The organism is Microbispora siamensis (assembly GCF_016863095.1).
GTDB lineage: Bacteria > Actinomycetota > Actinomycetes > Streptosporangiales > Streptosporangiaceae > Microbispora > Microbispora siamensis.
The window spans coordinates 22,572-41,282 of sequence record NZ_BOOF01000006.1 but is presented as its reverse complement, the minus strand read 5'-3'; the positions used below and the strand labels follow the sequence as shown (position 1 = coordinate 41,282).

The following is an 18,711-nucleotide window of genomic DNA, read 5'->3' as shown; positions in this document are numbered from 1 at the left end:
TATGGCTCGTTCACACGGTCGTCGTTCCGACCAGCTTCGCCCCGTGACCATCACCCGGAACTGGCTCGCCCACGCGGAGGGTTCCGTACTGGTGGAGTTCGGGGGCACCAGGGTGTTGTGCGCCGCGACGGTGGAGAGCGGCGTGCCCCGCTGGCGCAAGGGCAGCGGTCTCGGCTGGGTGACGGCCGAGTACGCCATGCTGCCCCGGGCGACCAACACGCGCAACGACCGCGAGTCGGTCCGCGGCAAGATCGGCGGGCGCACCCACGAGATCTCCCGGCTGATCGGCAGGTCCCTGCGGGCCTGTGTCGACTACAAGGCCCTGGGGGAGAACTCCGTCCTGCTCGACTGCGACGTGCTGCAGGCCGACGGCGGCACCCGCACCGCGGCCATCACCGGCGCGTACGTCGCCCTCGCCGACGCGATCGCCTGGATGCGGCAGCGCCGGATGTGCCCCGGCGACCCCCTGGTGAACTCGGTCGCCGCCGTCTCGGTCGGCGTCGTCGGCACCGAGCCGATGCTCGACCTCGACTACAGCGAGGACGTCAAGGCCGAGACCGACATGAACGTGGTGATGACCGGCAGGGGCGACTACGTCGAGGTGCAGGGCACCGCCGAGGGCACGCCGTTCGACCGGACGGCGCTCAACGGCCTGCTCGACCTGGCCGCGACCGGCTGTGCCGAACTCACCCGCCTCCAGATGGAAGCCCTCTCCTGAACACCGTGGACACCAGCGAGGACGTCAGCATGAACAAGGTGGTCCTGGCCACCCGCAACGCCGGGAAGATCGTCGAACTGCGCCGGATCCTCGCCGACGCCGGTGTGCCGGTCGAACTCGTCGGCCTCGAAGCGTTCCCACACATCGGCGACGTGGCCGAAACCGGCCTCACGTTCGCGGAGAACGCGCTGCTCAAGGCGCACGCGGTCGCCTCGCAGAGCGGCCTGCCCGCCATCGCCGACGACTCCGGCCTGTGCGTCGAGGCCTTGAACGGCATGCCGGGCATCTTCTCCGCCCGCTGGTCGGGCCGCCACGGCGACGACGACGCCAACCTCGACCTGCTGCTCGCGCAGATCGCCGACGTGCCGGACGGCCGCCGCCAGGCCCACTTCGCCTGCACGGCCGCGCTCGCGCTGCCGACGGGGGAGGAGCACGTGGTGGAGGGGGCCGTGCACGGCCACCTCATCCGCGAACGGCGCGGCACGGGCGGCTTCGGCTACGACCCGATCTTCGTGCCGGACGGCGACACCCGCACGACGTCCGAGATGTCGGCCGAGGAGAAGGACGCGATCAGCCACCGGGGCAAGGCGTTCCGGGCCATCGCCCCGGTGATCGCCGAGGTCGTCTCGTAATACCGCCGTAAGACCCCGGGAGGACGGGCGGGCGTAGCGTTCGGAACGTGAACGCAGCAGGCACCCGCATGCCCGCCTGGGCGGCCGCGCTGACCGGCCTCGTCGCCGGCGCGGTGGCGCTCGGGGCGGCCCAGATCGTCGCCGGTCTGATCGACCCCGGCGCCGCGCCGGTCGTCGCCGTGGGCGGCGCGATCGTCGACGCCACGCCCACCGGCGTCAAGGAATGGGCGATCCGCGCCTTCGGCTCCAACGACAAGCCGGTCCTGCTCGGCGGCATCGTCGTCGTGCTCGCCCTCGTCGCCGCCGGTCTCGGCCTGCTCGCCCGCCGCCGGACGGCGTACGGCACGCTGGGACTGGCCCTGTTCGGCCTCGTCGGGGCCGCCGCCGCGCTGTCCCGGCCGGACGCGGGGGCGGCGCACGTCCTGCCCTCACTCGCGGGCGCCGCGGCCGGCGCCTGGACCCTGTCGCGCCTGACGCGCCGTGCCATGGGCAGCGGCGAGGAGGACTACGTGGCCGCCAGCCGGGCCGCCGACCGGGGCATGAGCGAAACGCCCCTGGCAGCGGCCGTGCCGGCCGAGAGCACGAGGGCCGGGAGTGTTGGGGAGGAGGGCGTTCGGGAGGAGATCCGTGCGGCGGAGCCCAGCCCCGCCGTGCCGCCCACCCCGCCGCCCGCGGCGCCGCCCGCCGTGCCGCCCGTCATGCGGGCGGGAGCGGGGCCCTCTGCCTTCGACCGGCGCAGGCTTCTGACCGGGGCGGCCGCGGGCGTCGCGGTGGCGGGCGTCGCCGGTCTCGGCGGATGGCTGCTGTCGGGCAGCAAGGACGCCGAACTGGCCCGGCGCGGCGTCGCCAGGATGCTGCCGCGCGCGGCGCGCCCGGCCGCGCCGATCCCCGCCGGGGCGGACCTGCGGATTCCCGGCCTCACGCCGTTCGTCACGCGCAACGCGGAGTTCTACCGCGTGGACACCGCCCTCGTCGTGCCGTCGGTGGACCCGGCCCGCTGGACCCTGAAGATCCATGGGCTGGTGGACAGGCCGGTCGAACTGACCTTCGCCGACCTGCTCAGACGCCCCCTGACGGAGGCGGACGTCACGCTGACCTGCGTGTCCAACGAGGTCGGCGGGCCGTACGCGGGCAACGCCCGCTGGCTCGGCGCCCGGCTCGCCGACGTGCTGCGCGAGGCCGGGATCCGCCGCGAGGCCGACATGCTGCTCAGCATCTCCGAGGACGGCTGGACCTGCGGCACACCGGTCGACGTGGTCATGGACGGCCGCGACGCGCTGCTCGCCGTCGCCATGAACGGCGAGGTGCTTCCGGAGGCTCACGGCTTCCCGGTCCGCCAGGTCGTGCCCGGACTGTACGGATACGTGTCGGCGACGAAATGGGTCACCGAGATCAGAGTCACCCGGTTCGACCGGGACGAGGCCTACTGGACGCCGCGCGGCTGGGCCCCCCGGGGCCCGATCAAGACCCAGTCCAGGATCGACCTGCCCCGTGACGGGGACGAGGTCACGGCGGGCCGTACGACCGTGGCGGGCGTCGCGTGGGCCCAGCACCGCGGCGTCGACGCGGTCGAGGTGCGGGTGGACGGCGGCGCGTGGCGGCAGGCGAGGCTCGCCGACGTCCCCGGCCCGGACACCTGGCGGCAGTGGTCGCTCGACCTGGACCTGACGCCGGGGCGGCACACGATCTCCGTGCGGGCCACCGACGCGACCGGCTACACCCAGACCGCGGACGAGGTCCCGCCCGCCCCCGACGGCGCCACCGGCCTCCACACCGTCACCGTCACGGCCCGCTGACCGGCCCCCGCACGGTCCCCGTGGAGAGCCGGGTCTGGAGTTGGGAAAACCCGCCGTGCCTCGGACGGCTCGCCTCTACCATCGGCACCCTGATGGGCGCGAGGAGGGGGGCCAAGCGCGTGAACCAGGAAAGGGCGCGCCGGCATGCGAGGTGGCGGTTGCCGTCCGGTGTGTACAACCCGGTCGTGACGGCCGACGGCCGGCGATGGCGGGACTACGAGCAGGCCGCCGAGGCGCCTGCTCCCTCGCTGGAGGATCGCCGCCTGGAAGTGCGGCTCGCGGCGCTGCCGCTGGGCGTGGACACCGTGACCATGCCGGTGGTGCCGGCCGCGAGGAACGGCGAGAGCGGGGGACGTGGGGGCCACGGCCTGGCGGCGCCCATCGGGCGCCGCGCAGGGTCGCCGGACGCCCGGGAAGCCGTCCCCGCCGTGGCACCCGCCGACGCCGGGAACACCGGGGACATCGGGGACAGGGGGGACCCCGAAGACGCCGAGGGCTCCGAGGGCTCGGAGGAGTTCGGACACTTCGAGGACGCCGGGGAGGCCCGGGGGACGGCGGAAGAGGCGGCGGCCGGGGAGATCGCTGAGGAAGCTACCGCAGCGGCCGCCACCGAGGCGGCACCCGACTGCTCGCCGTTGCCCCTGCAAGAGTCCGGCGCGGAAGAGTCCGGCACGGAGAAGTCCGGCACGGAGGAGTCCGGCGCGGAAGAGTCCTGCTCGGGGGAGCCCCGCTCGCACGACTCCGGGGACCTCGCGCCCGTGGAGGAGCGCCGGGACGCAGGGATGGGGCCGGACGACGCCGACACCGAATCCGACGCCGGGATCGACGACGCGGAGCACGAGGACGACGTCGAGGACCCGGCCGAGCCCGGGAATCGCCTGGAAAGCGCTGATTACCTGGGAGTCGCTGATCACCTGGAAAGCGCTGACCATGTGGAGATCGCTCCCGTCGGGACGCAGGACGACGCCGCGGACGAGGAGACCATGACGGCCGTGCCGGCCGTCGAAGGCGAGCCGCTACCCGAGCCGCCACCCCAGGCGGGACACGAGGTCGTGGCTCAGACCGGACCGGACGAGTGGCTCACCGAGACCGCGCCCGCGCCGAGATTTCCCACGCAGCCGGGCATGGCCGTGGACGACGGTCCCGAGGCGGGCGAACTCGCGGACGCCGACGACTTCTGGTCCGCCGTGCTGCACGACGAGACCGAGCGCGACTGGCTGGACGGCCCGGGCCGCCCGCGACGGCTGGAGGAGACCCGCCCGTACGGCAGGCCCGGCGGCCTGGCCGAGGCGGATCCGGACGGCCAGGTGAGCCTCGCGCAGGCGGTGAGCGGGCGCTTCCCGGACCCGCGCGGCACCTGGATCCGTCTGATCAACGCCGAAGGCCCGACGGAGGACGCGTTCAGGTCCAACAACGCCGTCGACTGCGCGCTGTCGGTCATGTCCACCTGGCACGGCGAGCCCGTCGTGGCGGCACGCAGGCAGCCGGAGTACGACGGGTCGGGACGCCCGCTGCTCACCGGGGAGACCGGGGGCGTCGCCCGCGCCGAGGAGTGGCTCGGGCACCGCTTCGAATACGTGGGCCACGGCCGCCGGGCGTACGTGGCCATCGCGCAGCGGCTGATCTTCGGTGGTCACGGTGCCGCCGCGGTCCTCATCACCCGCTGGGCCGGGGGAGGCAGCCACGCGTGGAACGCCGTCAACTGCCGGGGCGAGGTCCTGTGGATCGACGCCCAACGGGGTCACATGGCCGTGGAACCGCCGTACGAGGACGTCACAGGGGTCTTCGCGGTGGTGATCGACCGCCAGGGCCGCCGCCTGTGACGGCCCGCGCGGCGAGCACGGGCCCGACGGCGACGACCCCGGCCCGCTCCGGCTCTGTCTGTGCCCCGGCCCGACGCCCGGGTCACCCGCTCGCGCGGGCGGCCCGGGCGGTCGCCGTACCGGCCCGGCCGAGGCCGGGGGGCGGGGGCGGCGGTCAGGAGGCGGCCAGCGCCCCGACGACCGAGGCCCGGGCCGCACGGCGGGCGGGCAGCACCGCGGCGAGCACTCCGGCCAGGCCCGAGGCGGCGATGAAGATCAGGATCTGCCCGATCGGAAGCTGGAACGCGACCTTCTCCGTGAGCGTCGCCGTCGCCGCCCAGCCGTACACGGTGCCGAGGACCACGCCGACGATCGCCCCCACCAGGCCGAGGACCAGCGCCTCGACCGAGAGCATGCCCCGCAGTTGCGGCCGGGTCAGGCCCAGGGCGCGCAGCAGCGCGGACTCGCGGGTGCGCTCGTGGACCGACAGCGACAGCGTGTTCGCGATGCCGAGCAGTGAGATCACGATCGCGAGGGCCAGCAGCCCGGTGACGATCATGAGGATCGAGTCGATCGCCTCGTCGAACTGGCCGCGGATCTCGGTGGTGCTGCCGACCTTGACCGCCGGATAGGCCGCAGTGGCGTCGTCCACGACTTTGCGCGCCCGCTCGGGGGCCACGCCGTCGGCGGCGTCCACCAGGACCTGCGTGTCGTCCACCCTGCCGAAGTGCCGTTCGAACGCCTGCTCCGCCATGGTGAACGGCGGCAGCAGGGACACGTCGGCCTTCAGCACCGCCGCGACCTTGAGCGGAGTGCTCCGGCCGCCTGACGTGACGGTCACGGTGTCGCCCACCTTGACGCCGAGGTCCTGCGCGACGTAGTCGGCCACCGCGACCTCGCCCGCGCCGAAGCCGTCCATGGTGCCGGACGACGCCTCGGGCTTGATGGCGGTGCCGATGGCCGACTGGGTGACCGTGCCCACCTCGAACTCGCGGCCGTTCACCTTGGCCTTCTTCCCGCGGAACTCGGTCACTGCGGCCAGGTCGCGGCTCGCGCGCAGCGTGTCGGCGACCGAGCGGGGGATCGTGCCCGTCTGCGCGGACAGGATGTAGTCGGCGGGGAACTGCTGGTCGAGCTGACCGTTCACGGTGGTCCGCACCGTGGAGGTCAGGACCGCCATGAACGTCATCAGCGTCACGCCGACGGTCAGGGCCACCGTGGTGGTCGCCGCCCGCTTGGGGTTGCGCCGCGAGTTGTCCACGGCGAGCCGTCCCGGCACGCCGAACAGCCGCGCCGGCACCCAGCCGGCCAGCCCGCTCAGCGGCCGTACGATCACCGGGCCGAGGATGAGCACCGCGAAGAACACGAGCACGCCGCCCGCCATGACCGTCAGCAGCGCCGCCTGGCCCGGCTTCTGCAGCATGCCCGCCGCGGTGAGGCCGGCCCCCGCAAGCACGAACAGGGCGGCGATGACCACCCGTACGACCCCGGTGCGGAACGCGTGCTCCTCGACCTGCGTGCGCAGCGCCGCGACGGGCGGCACGCGGGTGGCCTGCCGCGCCGGGAGCAGGGCGGCGGCCATCGTCACGACGACGCCCGTGCACATGCCGATGGCGATCGTCTGCGGGGACAGGCTCACGGTGCCCGTGGGGATGTCCGTTCCGATGGCCCTCAGCACGGCGACCGCGGCGGCCCCGAGGCCGAGGCCCGTCAGCAGGCCGAGCACCGACGACAGCAGGCCGACCACGGCGGACTCCAGCACGATCGAGCCGAAGACCTGCCGTTTGGTGGCGCCGATGCAGCGCAGCAGCGCCATCTCGCGCATCCGCTGGGCGACCAGGATGTTGAAGGTGTTGTAGATCACGAGCGCGGCGACGAGCAGCGCGACCGCGCCGAACAGCAGCAGGCCCAGCCGGATGAAGGACGTGTCCATGTGGTTGCGCTTGGCCACCTCGTCGGCGCGTTCCCGCCCGGTCACGACCTTCGCGTCGCGTACGGCCGCCGCGACGGCCGTACGCAGGCTCTCCGGCGAGGGGCCCGAGGAGACGACGTCGATCTCGGTGAAGCCCTTGGCCCCGGTGACGCGCCGCGCCGAGTCGGGGGTGAAGGCGACGGCTCCCCGGTAGGCGAGGTTCTGGTCGATCCCCACATCGAAGATCCCGACGAGGCGGAACTCCTGCCGCTTGCCCGCCCGGTCGAGCACGGTGACGGCGGCTCCGGGCGCGAGGCCCTGGGTTTTGGCGGTGTTCTTGTCGAGCACCGCCTCTCCGGCGGCGGAGGGGGCCCTCCCCGAAGTGATCTTGATGCGGCTCGCCGGGATGGACACCCCGGCGGTGGGGTAGTCCCCCACGACCTTGCCGTCCTTGCCGATCAGCGGCGCGTCCCCGGACACCATCGGCTGGGCGTCCTTGACGCCGTGCACCGCCCTGATCGCGGCGAGCGCGCTCTCCGGCAGGTTCCCGTCGCGCTCGGTGTCGTCCTTGGGCGTCACCACCACGTCCACCTTGTCGGCGTCCGCGGCGAACGACTGGGAGAACCCGGCGTCGATGGTGTCGGTGAGCACGAACGTGCCCGCGATGAAGCCGACCCCGAGCACGATCGCCAGGGAGGTGAGCACCAGGCGCAGGCGGTGCGCCAGGAGCCCGGCGAGTGTGGTCCTGAACACGGCTCAGGCCTCCAGCGCCATCAGCGTGTCGAGCACGGCCTGCGGCGTCGGCCGTTGGACCTCGCTCACCAGCAGCCCGTCCCTGAGGAAGACCACCCGGTCGGCGTACGACGCCGCCACGGGGTCGTGGGTCACCATCACGATCGTCTGCCCGAGTTCGCGTACGGACCTGCGCAGGAACGCCAGCACCTCGGCGCCGCTGCGCGAGTCGAGGTTGCCGGTCGGCTCGTCGGCGAAGATCACCTCGGGCTTGCTGATGAGCGCCCGCGCCACGGCGACGCGCTGCTGCTGGCCGCCCGACAGCTCGCTCGGCCTGTGCCTGAGCCGGTCACGCAGGCCGACCGTCTCGATCACACGGTCGAACAACGCCTGGTCGGCCTGGCGGCCCGCGATCTCCAACGGCAGCCGGATGTTCTGCTCGGCCGTCAGCGTCGGCAGCAGGTTGAACGCCTGGAAGATGAACCCGACGCGCTCGCGCCGCAGGAGCGTGAGCTGCTTGTCGTTCAAACCGGTGATCTCGACGCCGCCGATGCTCACCTGCCCGTCCGTCACGGTGTCCAATCCGGCCAGACAGTGCATCAGGGTGGACTTGCCGGAGCCGGACGGCCCCATGATCGCGGTGAACTCCTCCGCGGCGAAACCCACGTCGATGCCGCGCAGCGCGTGCACCGCCGCGTCGCCCTGCCCGTACACCTTCGTCAGTCCCCGCGCGACGACCGCGGTGCGAACCTGAGTTGTTGTGGTCATGACGCCACGCTATGGCCGTGATCAGGGCGTTTCCTCGGCCTCGCGGACGTTCTCCGCGTGCGGCCCCGGGACGGTCCCGCCGGGGCGTGTGCGACTTGCGAGGTATCCGGGACTCAGCCCTGCGGATGATCGGGGGAGACCAGGCCCGTCTCGTACGCGTAGACGACCACCTGGGCCCGGTCGCGCAGCCCCAGCTTGGCCAGGATGCGACCGAGGTGGGTCTTCACGGTCGCCTCGGCGAGATGCAGCCGCGTCGCGATCTCGGAGTTCGACAGGCCGCGGGCCACGTGGACCAGCACCTCCCGCTCCCGCGCCGTCAGCACGCCCGCGTCCTGCCGCCGCTCGTCGCCCTCCGGCAGGAGCACGGCGAAGCGGTCGAGCAGGCGGCGGGTCGTGCTCGGCGCGACCACCGCGTCCCCCGAGTGGACCGACCGGATCGCGCTGATCAGCTCGGCCGGCGGCACGTCCTTCAGCAGGAACCCCGCCGCGCCCGCCTTGATCGCGGCGAACGCGTACTCGTCGAGGTCGAACGTCGTCAGGATCAGCACCTTGGGGCTCTCCGGCGTCGCGCAGATGACGCGGGCCGCCTCCACGCCGTCCATCCGCGGCATGCGGACGTCCATGAGGACCACGTCCGCCTCGACCGTGCGCAGCGCCTCGACGGCCGCAAGTCCGTCGGCCGCCTCGCCCACGACCTCGATGTCCGGCTGCGCCCCGAGGACCATCCGGAACCCGGTCCGCACCAGTTCCTGGTCGTCGACCAGCATGACGCGTATCACTGCCGCTCCGCTCCGCTCGTCATCGCCGTGATCCCCGTAACCGTACGCGGTCGGGGGACAGCCGGGTCACCGCGGACGGCCGGGGAGACGGCGGCGTCACGCTGCCACTCCGATGGGAATCCGGACGACCACCCGGAACCCGCCGCCAGGCCGAGGGGCCGCATCGACGCTCCCGCCGTACATCGCCGCTCTCTCCCGCATGCCGATCAGCCCGTGGCCGCCGACCAGGCGCGGCGCCGCGGCGCCCCTGCCGTCGTCGCTGATCCTCAGCTCGATCTCGCCCCTGCCGTACGTCATCTCCACCCAGGCCCGCGTGCCAGGACCGCCGTGCTTGAGCGCGTTCGTCAACGCCTCCTGCACGATCCGGTAGACGGCGAGCTGCTCGCCCTCCGGCAGCGTCTGCGCGGTGCCGGACACGGTGAACTCGGTCGGCAGCCCCGAGTCCCTGACCTGCCTGACCAGGTCGCCGAGCTGGGCCACGCCGGGCTGCGGAGCGTACTCCTCCGCGGGGCTGCCGGCGTCCTGCCGCAGCACGCCCACCAGCCTGCGCATCTCGGCCAGCGCCTGCCGCCCGGTCGCCGAGATCGCCTGCAGCGCGCGCCGCGCCTGCTCGGGGTCGGCGTCGATGGCGTATCCCGCGCCGTCGGCCTGGACGACCATCACGCTGACGTTGTGCGCCACCACGTCGTGCAGCTCGCGGGCGATGCGGGCGCGCTCGGCCGCCGCCGCGATGCGCGCCTGCTGGTCGAGTTCCCGCTCGGCCCGCTCGGCGCGTTCGACCAGGCCCTCCACGTAGCGGCGGCGGGTGTTGGCGTAGATCCCGGCGATCCAGACGGCGACGATGAAGGCCGAGGACGACGGCCATGCCTGCCCGGCGTCGTTAGACCAGCGCAGCATCGCCAGCAGCAGCCCGAACTCGGCGACCACCCCGGCGGCCAGCGCCCACCGAAGCGTGCAGCGCGAGGCGACGCCGTACACCGCGACGAGCACCGCGATGTTGGCGGGCAGGACGATGACGTCGAGCAGCCACTGGACGAAGCTGACGGCGGCGACCACCGCGAACACCTCACGGGGGTGGTCGCGGCGCCAGATCAGCGGAACGATGAGCACGGCCGACAGCAGCAGCAGGCCGGGCACGCCGACCTGCCGAGCCCCGAACGAGCCGGCGCGGCTGAACGCCTCGACGGTGATCAGGCTCAACAGCGCCAGCGGGGAGACCGTGAGCGCGTCCACGAGCTTGCTGTGGCGCCGGGTCCAGGCGCGCAGTCTGCCGAACACGTACCCAACCCTATGTATCGGCTGCTCAGAAAGGTCTCACCCTTGCGGTGGATACGGCGGTACGACTCAGGTCGCAGCCGCCCGCCGGGCTTACGCCGTTCTTACGGATCACGGCGCATCCTTGTCCCCGGGAACGCTTCTGTGAAGCGGGTAAAGGGAGAGTTGGATGGCGGATCAGGACGCGGGGTCGCGCGGCGCAGGGGACGAGCCGCGCGGCCCGCGCCCGGAGCCGGAGACCGGGCCGGCCGGATCAAATGAGCCGACCGCGACCAGCGGATCGGCCGAGCCCGCCGAGCCCGCCGCGCCGGGCGCGCCGAGTGGGCCTAGCGGGCCGGCCGGGACTGAGCCGGTCGGGACTGAGCCGGTCGGGATTGAGCCGGTCGGGACTGGGCTGGTCGCGTCGCCTGCGCCGGCCGGGTCCACCTCGTCAACCGGAGCTGCTGGGCCGAACGGGCCGACCGCGCCGCTGCCTCCTCGGAACACTCCCACATCACCGTGGACCAGCCCGGCGAACACGCCCGGGGCGGCAGGGCCGGGTTCGGCCTGGACCGGCCCCGGGAACATGCCGGGCGCGGCAGGGCCATATTCGACGTGGACAGGCCCCGCGGGCCCGGGCCGGCCCGGGCCGGGACCCGCCAGCAGGCCCCCGATCGGCAGCGGGTACGCCTTCGGCCCCGGCGGCGCGGGGTGGAAGGCCCCGGGCTGGCAGGACCCTCGGCCGCGGTTCGCGTCCGCCCCGAGGCCCGGCTTCCCCACGCGCCTGGCGGCTCGGCTGCCCCGCGGACACGCCGGGCAACTCGTCGCCGTCGGCGTCGCGTCCGCGATCGTCGGAGCGCTCCTCGGCGGTGGCATCGTGGCCGTCACCAGCATGGTCTGGGACCGGGTGGACGCGGGGACGAGCTGGGACGCCGGAGGCGACCGGCAGCGTTTCTTCCCCCGTGGCTACGGTCAGGACGTGCCGCAGTCCCAGGACAACCTGCCGCCCTGGTGCAGGCAGACCGACGCCGGGGTGCGCTGTCAGGCGCCCGGCTGAGGCTTGGCTTGCCGGTAGGCGCGCGCCGGCGGAGGGGCCGGCGCGCGCCTACGGGTTTCCCCCGGTTCGTGGGCTGCGTGCGGTTACCGGATGAACAACGTGCCCGGGGTTGTGGCCCGGCCGATCACTGGAGCGCGCGCCGGTCGGCGTGCAGGTGCCGCGAGAGCCGTACGGTGATGAACTCGTCGTCGTCGGCCTTGCCCGCGGTGCGGCCGGACGAGAACGGGAAGTTGTTGTCGTTCAGCACCGCGAGAGTGCGGTCGTCGAGCAGGGCCACGTCCTCGATCGTCTGGAACGGGAAGCGGAACGTCCGGCCGAAGCCGCCGATGCCCTTCGGGTTGGCCAGGTTCAGCAGGTCGGCGACGAGGGTCTTGTCCATGCGGCCGTCGTGGTCCCGGTCGGCGGCGTCGGCCAGGTAGATGCGCTTGAAAGCGGCCGCGTCTCCCTGCTCGTTGTCCCGCTCGATGACCAGGAAGCGGTGGTCGTCGACCGCGATCGCGTCTCCGATGGCGTTCGAGGGGGACTCCAGCCGGTAGGTCCACCAGGTCGCGGCGTACCTGCCCGTGCGCAGGTCGAAGTCGTACATGCGCAGGTCGCCGGGCGTGTCGCCGTCCACCGTCCCCTCCAGCAGCGGGTGGAGGCGGCGGCCGTCGACCGAGCGGGCCATGCCCTCGAACCCCTTGCTGCTGCGGGTGTTGGGCTGCCCGCCGTTCAGGTTCGGGTTCTCCGGCGCCATCACGCCGGGCAGCGGGATCGGGGCCTGGAGGAGTCGCCCGGAGGACGAGAAGTGCAGCAGGAACGGGCCGAACTCGTCGCCGATCCAGTAGGTGCCGTCGGACGACCGCACGATCGACTCCACGTCGAAATCGGCGCCGGTGAGCACCCGGTCCGCCCGGGTCAGGGCGAACGGCACGCGCCTGTCCGGGTCGCTCAGGTTGAACCCGCCGAGCACCTCCAGCTTCCCGGTCCTGAGATCGGGCTTGACGCGGTGGACGCGCAGCAGGAAGTCGGCGCTGTTGGCCTTGTTTCCATAGCCGTTGTCGGACAGCACGTCATAGGTGCCGTCGCCTCTTTTGACGACTCCGCTGAAGCCCTGGACGGGCTGCCCCGGGAAGGGCGCGCTGATGCCGTTGAACGGCCCGGCCCCGATGGCCGAACCCGAGGGCTCGCTGCCGGGCACGAAGGTCTGGGCAGGGAGGACGGAGAAACCCGTGAGCGTCGCCTGGCCGAAGTCGGCGGGCCGTGGAGCGGCCAGCGCGGGGGACGACAGCGCGGATGAGGCCAACCCGACGGCCAGGGCCGCGGCGCTCAGGGTGATCGAAAAACGTCTCATGCCGGGCACCGTAGGGACATCGAGTGACAAACGCCCCAACACCAGGCGGCCATGGACGGACAACTGACCTGCTCCGGGCGGGCGGGATCTCCCCACGACGGTCACCCTCGCTCGCTCTGCGTGCGCAGCAGAGCGATGGCCGTGCGGATCGCCGCGGTCCGCGAGCGCGCTCCTCCGGCGGACACGAACCGCTCCAGGAAAGACAGATCATCGGCCCCGAGCATCAGGTTCAACTTCGCGAGCGCCGGACGCTCGGAATTCGGCGACTTTCCGGTTCTCCAATTATTTCGCGGCTCGCTATTGTTTTCTGATTCGCAGTGGGGTCGACGAGATTCGAACTCGCGCTGTACGGTACCTAAAACCGTTGCCTCTGCCGATTGGGCTACGACCCCTTTTCCTCTTCCTCTGCCTGCAAAATTCTCCGTCTGAGAATGGCAGTTCGGGCAGAGGAATCGCAGATTCTCTTTTCTGTTGTCCAGCCAATTGCCATTGATGTGGTCGATGTGCAATGTCAGCGGCCGGCCCTGCCAGGCGCCGCCTATCCTACAGTCTGCGCAGACGTATGGGACTCCTACTTCCTGTAGCGCCCGCCTGAGCTTGCGAGGCTTCTCCCGACCTGATCCCGGGGGCAGCAGCACCAGGATCTCCACAGGCAGGTATCGCCGGGACGCCGGGGCGCTCTTGTCCGCAGAGGGCCTGCCGAAGTGGGATGTGTCGATGCCGAAGTGCTTGAGGCGGCGGCTGATGTGGGCGTGGGCGCCACCCGACCACGGGATGCCGAGATAGCGCAACACGTCGGCGATGCTGCTCGCCGCGGCCGCCGCGTCCGCGAGCAACTCCGGGGTGTACTTGTAGTAGAACATTCGCAAGGGTGGCTTTTACCTGAGCGGATGGGGTGACCATGGCCAAGCTCGTGGTGGCAGAGGCAACAGACCTAATCCCCGTCGTGTCGTATGCCCGCATCTCGGCAGACGTACGAGGCGACGAGCACGGCGTCCAGGACCAGCACCGGGTCAACCGCGAGACGGCGGCCCGTCACGGCTGGACCGTGGTGCACGAGTTCACCGACAACGACAAGTCCGCCGCCAAGGCCGACGTCTACCGCGACGAGTTCGAGCTGATGCTCAAGGCGCTGCGCGCCGGGAAGCTCGCGAACGGGACGGCGGTGCGGGGCGTGGTGGTCGTCGCCAATGACCGGCTCGCCCGCCGGCCAGGCGACTATGAGCGCTTCGTGGAGGCGTTCACGTACAACGACGGCTTCGTGTTCGCCGACTCCAAGCAGCAGTCCAACCTGTACAGCGAGGACGTGGAGAGCATGGGCCTGTTCGGCGCGGTCATCTCCAAAATGGAGGTCCGCAAAATGCAGCGCCGAATGCGGGCCTCTCATCAGGCGCGGGCGCTCCAAGGTCGGATGGTCGGCGGCCCCCGGCCATTCGGCTGGAAGGAAGACCGGATCGCGCTGGACGAGCAAGAGGCCACTCTCTTGCGGCAGGCCGCGCGGGATTTCGTCACCGGCTCCTCGCTGTACGCCATCGTCATGGAGTGGAAGCGCAGGGGAATCAAGACTCCGCGTGGCAACGACTGGCAGATGCGGACTCTCCGCCTTACGTTCCTCAACGCTCGGCTCTGCGGATATCGGGAGTTGCGGGGCGAATTGGTGCGCGATGCGAACGGCGATCCGGTCATCGGCGAATGGCAACCGATCCTCACTCCCGATGAGTGGCTGGCCGTGCGAGAGATCATCCACGCGCGACGGGGACACTCGGTCAAGCGGGGCGGTGCCGTGGGTACTCCATACCCTCACGACTTCCGGGAACATCGCTATTTGCTGACCGGCATCCTGCGTTGCGGTCGTCCCATCGAGGGTGGGGGCCTGTGCAACGCGATCCTCCGCACGAAGAGGACGAAGGACGGCGAGCGCCATATGTACTTCTGCCCGGGTAAGGCGGCAGGCGGCTGTGGCGGAATCGGGCGACGCGGTGACCTGGTGGACTTCGCGATCTCGGAACTCGTGCTCGAACAGATGGAGCTTGTGCAGTACGTCGATGCCGAGGACGCCCCCGAGTGGACACGGGAGCAGGAACTCAAGGACCTGGAAGGGCAGTTGACGGAGCTGACCAGCCGGTGGCGGGCGCGAGAGATCTCGAACAACCTCTACTTCGGACTCGTGTCGGAGCTGGAGGGGGACATCGCCCGGCTGCGAGCGGAGAAGAGCAGGATCCTGGGCAGGGCCGAGCGGAAGCGGGCCAGCATGGAGATCGACATGAGCGAGATCCGGCGACGCTGGTACCTGCCGGAAGAGGAGGGCGGGCTACCGCTCTCGCGGAAGCGCGCGCACGTCCGCGAGATGCTGCACGCGGTGATCGTCCATCCGGCGGGCAGGGGGCGGGCACCGTTCAACCCGGATCTGCTCGAACCGGTGTGGGTCGAGTGAAGACGTCCTGGACGTCCTGAGCGTGAGCGCCTATCTCGATGGTGACGGGTTGCTTACCTTCGGCCCTACAGAGACACACACCGACGGACGTCTACGGACTCCCACGGACGCTGACGGACGTCCTGGGACGTAGCGCTTGAACGCCCCGTAGGAACTCTGACCTGCTTAAATTCGTTCTCCTCGTGGTACATCTGGAAGTGACCAAGAGCCCCCGATCACTCCGGACACAAGCGAGCAATTGACCGCGACAGATTTGCACGAGCGCACACAAGCCACCGGGCGAAAACAACATGATCAGCCGTTCTGCTGGGAGGGACCCGGCCCAGCGGTAGGCCACAAAATCCGGCAGCGCTCATCGGTTCACCGTCGCGCGCAACACTCCTGATCCTGTCTCGCTGAGAGCACCACCGCTCCACAGGCCGCGAGCTGTCTTCGGCCTGCCCTGCGTTGGTGCTCTCGTCGTCTTCGGACGTGGCGGGCGGCTTCCCGACGAGAGAAAGGAGGCCCCTGCTGGTACCCGAGGAACTGGGACCATACGCCGCGCTTGTGAAGGAGTGGTGCAAGCGCAAAGTCGGCGAGTCGCCTCGGTGGTCCGCCGACAAGTGGCGTCGCATCGCCGCCATCCACGGCATCCGCTACGCCGACGACACGCCCCCTGCGGAGAGCGGGAAGGACGCCGCGTGAGTGAGCTTCCTCCCCTCTCCCCTGATGTCCTCGCCGCTGCCCAGCGCGCCGCCATGCCGGACTTCGCCCGGTGGCAGGAGATGGTGCGCGCGACGGGCGGCTGCGCCCAACCCATCCGGCTCCAGGGACGCCGGATCACCTTCGATGCCGGGTTGGAAGTGCTGGATGTCTACCGGACGGCCGACGAGCCGACCGGCTACCTGCTGACCGCGTGCGGCAACCGGCGCGCGTCCCGGTGCCCGGCCTGCTCGGAGGTCTACCGGGACGACACCTATCACCTGATCCTGTCCGGCCTACGCGGTGGCAAGGGCGTGCCCGAGGATGTGAGCGCGCATCCGCGCGTGTTCGCGACGTTCACGGCCCCCTCGTTCGGCGCGGTCCACGCTCGCCGGATGAAGGGGGACAGGGTGCTGCCGTGCCGTCCTCGGCGGGACAACCCGGTGTGCGAGCACGGCATGCCGGGAAGCTGTCCGGCGCGGCATGCCGATGATGACCCCCAGGTCGGGCAGCCGATCTGTGTGGACTGCTACGACTACGCCGGGGCCGTGCTGTGGAACGCGCACGCGGGCGAGCTGTGGCGGCGCTTCACCCAGGCGCTACCGGCGACCTTCGCCCGGCACCTGGGCATCTCGCGGGCCGAGCTTCGACGGCGGCTTCGGCTGTCGTACGCCAAGGTTGCCGAGTATCAGGCGCGGGGTCTGGTTCACTTCCACGCGGTGATCCGTCTCGACGGGCCGGACGGGCCGTCCGATCGTCCGCCGGACTGGGCGACCGTGCCCGTGCTCCAGGAGGCGATTCGGGAAACCGCGGCTGCGGTCTCGGTTCCCGTACCGGACGATGACCCGTCGTTCATCGGCCAGTGGGGAACGCAGCTCGACGTGGACCCCATCTATGTAGCGACGGGGTTGGAGGGCATCGCGGATCAGCGGGTGGCGGCCTACATCGCCAAGTACGCCACCAAGGGGGCCGAGTCCGCCGGGACCGTGGACCGGCCCGTCAGGGAGGTGTCCGACGTCGCGCGTCTGGACGTGACCGAGCATGCCCGGCGCATGATCTACACCTGCTTCGCCCTGGTGAACGATCCGGCCTACCGGCTGGTTCCGTTGCGGCAGTGGGCGCACATGCTCGGCTACCGGGGCCACTTCTCGACCAAGAGCCGCCACTACTCGACCACGCTCGGCGCGCTGCGTCAGGTGCGGGCCGATCACCAGGCCGAGCAGGCGCGGAAACGGCGGGGCCTGCCTCCTCATGATGAGCGGGAGACGGTGACGGTCGGCCTGTGGCGCTTCGCCGGGAGCGGCTACCGGAACGGCGAACACCTGTGGGCCGAGCTGATCTGGCAACGCATCGCCACCGCTCGCCGGATCGCCCGTGAACGGGGAGAGTCGGCCTGACCTTGCGGGATGTGATGTGGGAGTGGTGCGGCCGGCGCAATGCCGTAGGCACCCGAAGGGCCGCAAAGCGGTTGGGCCGGCGGCGCCACGGCGGAACGCTACTGCCCTCGGCTCGTCGGCTCTACGCTTAGTGCGCCTTCCATCGTCTCGCTGACAACCGATAGAAGGCAGAAGGCTCCCGGATTCGTTCGGGGGCCTTCACTCGTCTTCGGTGTCTCTTCTGGGCGGGCCGCCGGTCTCGGGGTCGGCGACGAAGGTTCCCTTGCCGAGCACGGTATAGACGTCTCCGGCCTTGAGCAGCTCGTTGATCACGCGGCGTGCGGTGCCCTTGGCGATGCCGAACTCCTCGGCCATGCGGGGTTCACCAGGGATGGGGTGACCCACCTGGTATTCGCCCGTCCGGATACGGCGTCGTATCTCTTCGAGGACGGCTTCCCATTTGAGCTGGTCAGGCCGGAACTCGATCACGGGCTCAAGAGTAGGAACGAAAGCGTTCCATGTCGTTACCATAGGTACCTAGAGGTACCTATGAGAAGGACTAGGTAGGAGTAGGAAGGTTGGCGTACGCTCAACCCGTCAGCGAGACAGACGGGAGAGACATGCGCCAGATCACGATCGGCAACCGAACCGCAAACCAGCAGGCGGGCATCCTGGCCGCCCTCGGTGACCTGCTCCGATCCCAAGGGGTCCACGTCCGGCTCATCAGCCATATCACCCTGCGGATGACCGGGTTCCCGGTGCAGGAGAAGGCGGGCTCTGAGCTGGACGTCTACGGCCTCGGCGGGCAAGTCGCGACGGTCACCATCGACCAGGAGAACAAGCCGCGCCGCTTCCTGATCAAGCTACCGAAGTCCGGGACCGTCGTACCGCTGCCCTCGGTCGACCAACCGCAGTCCGCCGTCCGGTGGATCGTCGGCTGGGCCAACGGCGGGGCACAGTAAGGCGGCGGCTCTGATGGCGGCCACCATCCTGGGCCCGGACGAGTGCCTGAGCCCGCACTGGGAGATACGCCAAAAGGATCACGCGAAACTCGTCTGGCATAAGCCGTTCGAGGGGGTCGGGCGCGTGCGAGCACTCGCCTGGACCTGCGACTGCCGGGCCGTGGTCTACGAACTGCTCCAGGCCGGCGGGCAGGCGTTCATCCGCAAGACCACCCAGGCCGAACCGACACCAAAGGTCAATGAGACACACCGCTGGCCCGTAGAGGAGGCACGCAGGGTGTGGCATGCCCTGCTGCTCGGCGAGATGCGATAGACGGTCCAGCACTCACGCGGCCCCGCCCACTCGGTCGGGGCCGCACTCGTATCTACGACCCGCGCCACTCCTTCCCCGCCCCCGATAGCTGCCGACATCAGTGGCCCGACCGAGGTGTCAATGCCGTCTTCGCGTGTCCGTCCATCAACGACGTGCACCGCA

At 71.0% G+C, this 18,711-nt stretch carries 16 protein-coding genes, 1 tRNA gene and 1 pseudogene; 10 read left to right on the top strand and 8 right to left on the bottom strand.

Features of this window, described 5'->3' with window-relative positions; genetic code table 11:
- Window position 1: 1 nt before the first annotated feature.
- The 4 genes from rph (at window position 2) to Msi02_RS43085 (ending at window position 4,969) form a co-directional block, all read left to right on the top strand.
- Window positions 2-718 carry a ribonuclease PH gene (gene rph, locus Msi02_RS08690; RefSeq protein WP_079315312.1) on the top strand — a complete coding sequence of 239 codons (717 nt, stop codon included), beginning with the start codon at window positions 2-4 and terminating at the stop codon, window positions 716-718.
- A 29-nt stretch (window positions 719-747) separates the two neighbouring features.
- Complete coding sequence (rdgB, locus tag Msi02_RS08685; RefSeq protein WP_079315351.1) at window positions 748-1,350, top strand: RdgB/HAM1 family non-canonical purine NTP pyrophosphatase; 603 nt, start codon at window positions 748-750, stop codon at window positions 1,348-1,350.
- Between the two features lie 47 nt (window positions 1,351-1,397).
- Window positions 1,398-3,146 (top strand): molybdopterin-dependent oxidoreductase, encoded by a 1,749-nt coding sequence (locus Msi02_RS08680; protein ID WP_308441791.1) that lies wholly within the window; start codon window positions 1,398-1,400, stop codon window positions 3,144-3,146.
- 185 nt (window positions 3,147-3,331) lie between these two features.
- Window positions 3,332-4,969: a toxin glutamine deamidase domain-containing protein gene (locus Msi02_RS43085; protein WP_239108240.1), complete on the top strand. Its 1,638-nt coding sequence runs from the start codon at window positions 3,332-3,334 to the stop codon at window positions 4,967-4,969.
- Window positions 4,970-5,123: 154 nt separating this feature from the next.
- Here Msi02_RS43085 and Msi02_RS08670 read toward each other — a convergent pair whose 3' ends face one another.
- The 4 genes from Msi02_RS08670 to Msi02_RS08655 all read right to left on the bottom strand — a co-directional run bounded on the left by Msi02_RS08670 (window position 5,124) and on the right by Msi02_RS08655 (window position 10,417).
- Window positions 5,124-7,613, bottom strand: coding sequence for an ABC transporter permease (locus Msi02_RS08670; protein ID WP_204047873.1), 2,490 nt, complete (start codon window positions 7,611-7,613; stop codon window positions 5,124-5,126).
- A 3-nt stretch (window positions 7,614-7,616) separates the two neighbouring features.
- Window positions 7,617-8,360, bottom strand: coding sequence for an ABC transporter ATP-binding protein (locus Msi02_RS08665; RefSeq protein WP_204047872.1), 744 nt, complete (start codon window positions 8,358-8,360; stop codon window positions 7,617-7,619).
- Between the two features lie 113 nt (window positions 8,361-8,473).
- Complete coding sequence (locus Msi02_RS08660) at window positions 8,474-9,139, bottom strand: response regulator (RefSeq protein ID WP_239108239.1); 666 nt, start codon at window positions 9,137-9,139, stop codon at window positions 8,474-8,476.
- Between the two features lie 96 nt (window positions 9,140-9,235).
- Complete coding sequence (locus tag Msi02_RS08655; protein ID WP_204047870.1) at window positions 9,236-10,417, bottom strand: sensor histidine kinase; 1,182 nt, start codon at window positions 10,415-10,417, stop codon at window positions 9,236-9,238.
- Between the two features lie 562 nt (window positions 10,418-10,979).
- Between Msi02_RS08655 and Msi02_RS08650 the strand changes: the two genes are divergently transcribed.
- On the top strand, window positions 10,980-11,450 hold the full coding sequence (locus tag Msi02_RS08650; protein ID WP_204047869.1) for a hypothetical protein: 471 nt from the start codon (window positions 10,980-10,982) through the stop codon (window positions 11,448-11,450).
- 124 nt (window positions 11,451-11,574) lie between these two features.
- On the opposite strand, the gene Msi02_RS08645 is transcribed toward Msi02_RS08650, so the two are convergent.
- The 3 genes and pseudogenes from Msi02_RS08645 to Msi02_RS44460 form a co-directional block, all read right to left on the bottom strand.
- A complete protein-coding gene (locus tag Msi02_RS08645) occupies window positions 11,575-12,783 on the bottom strand; it encodes an esterase-like activity of phytase family protein (protein ID WP_204047868.1) in 1,209 nt (402 codons plus the stop codon).
- Between the two features lie 318 nt (window positions 12,784-13,101).
- A tRNA-Leu gene (locus Msi02_RS08640) sits at window positions 13,102-13,175 on the bottom strand.
- A gap of 36 nt (window positions 13,176-13,211) precedes the next feature.
- A pseudogene (locus Msi02_RS44460) lies at window positions 13,212-13,646 on the bottom strand (hypothetical protein); the annotation flags it as partial.
- A 38-nt stretch (window positions 13,647-13,684) separates the two neighbouring features.
- Here Msi02_RS44460 and Msi02_RS08630 point away from each other — a divergent pair.
- The 3 genes from Msi02_RS08630 to Msi02_RS08620 all read left to right on the top strand — a co-directional run bounded on the left by Msi02_RS08630 (window position 13,685) and on the right by Msi02_RS08620 (window position 17,295).
- On the top strand, window positions 13,685-15,217 hold the full coding sequence (locus Msi02_RS08630) for a recombinase family protein (protein WP_204047867.1): 1,533 nt from the start codon (window positions 13,685-13,687) through the stop codon (window positions 15,215-15,217).
- A gap of 546 nt (window positions 15,218-15,763) precedes the next feature.
- Window positions 15,764-15,901 (top strand): hypothetical protein, encoded by a 138-nt coding sequence (locus tag Msi02_RS08625; protein ID WP_204047866.1) that lies wholly within the window; start codon window positions 15,764-15,766, stop codon window positions 15,899-15,901.
- The gene (locus Msi02_RS08620; protein ID WP_204047865.1) at window positions 15,898-17,295 is read left to right on the top strand and encodes a replication initiator; all 1,398 of its coding nucleotides are present in this window, start codon (window positions 15,898-15,900) and stop codon (window positions 17,293-17,295) included. Before Msi02_RS08625 ends, Msi02_RS08620 begins: the two co-directional genes overlap by 4 nt.
- 198 nt (window positions 17,296-17,493) lie before the next feature.
- On the opposite strand, the gene Msi02_RS08615 is transcribed toward Msi02_RS08620, so the two are convergent.
- Window positions 17,494-17,763 (bottom strand): GntR family transcriptional regulator, encoded by a 270-nt coding sequence (locus Msi02_RS08615; protein WP_076437814.1) that lies wholly within the window; start codon window positions 17,761-17,763, stop codon window positions 17,494-17,496.
- A 131-nt stretch (window positions 17,764-17,894) separates the two neighbouring features.
- On the opposite strand from Msi02_RS08615, the gene Msi02_RS08610 reads away from it, so the two are divergent.
- Window positions 17,895-18,236 carry a hypothetical protein gene (locus Msi02_RS08610; RefSeq protein ID WP_204047864.1) on the top strand — a complete coding sequence of 114 codons (342 nt, stop codon included), beginning with the start codon at window positions 17,895-17,897 and terminating at the stop codon, window positions 18,234-18,236.
- Window positions 18,237-18,249: 13 nt separating this feature from the next.
- Window positions 18,250-18,549, top strand: a complete 300-nt coding sequence (locus Msi02_RS08605) for a hypothetical protein (RefSeq protein ID WP_204047863.1) — start codon at window positions 18,250-18,252, stop codon at window positions 18,547-18,549.
- Window positions 18,550-18,711: the final 162 nt, after the last annotated feature.

Bases quoted from the DNA above. Each gene is read 5' to 3' on its own strand.
- rph (WP_079315312.1), top strand. From the start codon at position 2: ATGGCTCGTTCACACGGTCGTCGTTCCGACCAGCTTCGCCCCGTGACC.
- rdgB (WP_079315351.1), top strand. From the start codon at position 748: ATGAACAAGGTGGTCCTGGCCACCCGCAACGCCGGGAAGATCGTCGAA.
- Msi02_RS08665 (WP_204047872.1), bottom strand. From the start codon at position 8,360: ATGACCACAACAACTCAGGTTCGCACCGCGGTCGTCGCGCGGGGACTG.
- Msi02_RS08650 (WP_204047869.1), top strand. From the start codon at position 10,980: ATGCCGGGCGCGGCAGGGCCATATTCGACGTGGACAGGCCCCGCGGGC.
- Msi02_RS08645 (WP_204047868.1), bottom strand. From the start codon at position 12,783: ATGAGACGTTTTTCGATCACCCTGAGCGCCGCGGCCCTGGCCGTCGGG.
- Msi02_RS08630 (WP_204047867.1), top strand. From the start codon at position 13,685: ATGGCCAAGCTCGTGGTGGCAGAGGCAACAGACCTAATCCCCGTCGTG.
- Msi02_RS08610 (WP_204047864.1), top strand. From the start codon at position 17,895: ATGCGCCAGATCACGATCGGCAACCGAACCGCAAACCAGCAGGCGGGC.
- Msi02_RS08605 (WP_204047863.1), top strand. From the start codon at position 18,250: ATGGCGGCCACCATCCTGGGCCCGGACGAGTGCCTGAGCCCGCACTGG.